1 pseudogene is annotated in these 247 nt (G+C 56.3%); it reads left to right on the top strand.

Going from position 1 to position 247, the window contains the following annotated elements:
* Positions 1 to 247, top strand: a pseudogene (locus QSV46_RS40590) (amidase); the annotation flags it as partial.

The following is a 247-nucleotide window of genomic DNA, read 5'->3' as shown; positions in this document are numbered from 1 at the left end:
GAACAAATGTCTACTAAATCGGCGGCGCTGATTGCAGATCTTACTGCATGTGAGTGTCTTGCCCTGTTTAAGAGCCGGGACTTGTCTCCTGTTGAGGTGGTCGATGACTGCTTGCAGCGCGTCGATGAAGCGAATCGCGAGCTCAACGCATTTTGCTTCATCGGCTTTGAACAGGCGAGAGCCCAAGCGCGTCTCTCAGAGGCCCGGTGGATGCGAGGGGAGCCGATCGGGTTGCTTGACGGAGTGC

It is taken from the genome of Bradyrhizobium cosmicum (assembly GCF_032290525.1).
GTDB classification, from domain to species: domain Bacteria; phylum Pseudomonadota; class Alphaproteobacteria; order Rhizobiales; family Xanthobacteraceae; genus Bradyrhizobium; species Bradyrhizobium cosmicum_A.
This window is presented reverse-complemented; position numbering and strand designations above follow the sequence as displayed.